Source organism: Paenibacillus sp. MAEPY2 (assembly GCF_000499205.1).
In the GTDB taxonomy this organism is placed as follows: Bacteria; Bacillota; Bacilli; order Paenibacillales; family Paenibacillaceae; genus Paenibacillus; species Paenibacillus vandeheii.
Genome location: NZ_AWUK01000094.1, coordinates 1 through 476, shown reverse-complemented (window position 1 = coordinate 476; position 476 = coordinate 1). Strand labels below are relative to the sequence as shown.

Sequence of the window (476 nt, the reverse complement as noted above, 5' to 3'; positions counted from 1 at the left end):
TCGATCCGTTCACTTATGGACATTGCCCCTAAAGAAGCTCTGATTCGACGTGATTCTGCTGAAATGACCATAAGTGTTGATGATATCCAAGTTGGAGACGTTATGATCGTCAAGCCAGGACAAAAACTGGCTATGGATGGAGTTGTAATAAAAGGAACGTCGACGTTAAATCAGGCAGCAATCACGGGAGAGTCTGTTCCTGTTGCTAAAACTGTTGACGATGAAGTGTTTGCCGGAACACTAAACGAGGAAGGGTTGCTTGAAGTCAGAGTTACTAAGCATGTTGAAGATACAACAATCTCCAAAATCATTCATCTCGTGGAAGAGGCACAAGCTGAACGGGCACCATCTCAAGCTTTTGTGGACCGGTTTGCTAAATACTACACGCCTGCAATTATGGTGCTGGCTTTGGGCATTGCGATTATTCCGCCTTTGTTGGGTGGGGACTGGGGAGATTGGATATATCGTGGGTTGTC

General features: G+C 45.6%; 1 protein-coding gene. It reads left to right on the top strand.

All coding sequences use genetic code 11. The features are described from left to right. A partial coding sequence (locus tag P364_RS0134430; protein WP_036695291.1) for an HAD-IC family P-type ATPase occupies positions 1-476 on the top strand: 476 nt, incomplete at both ends.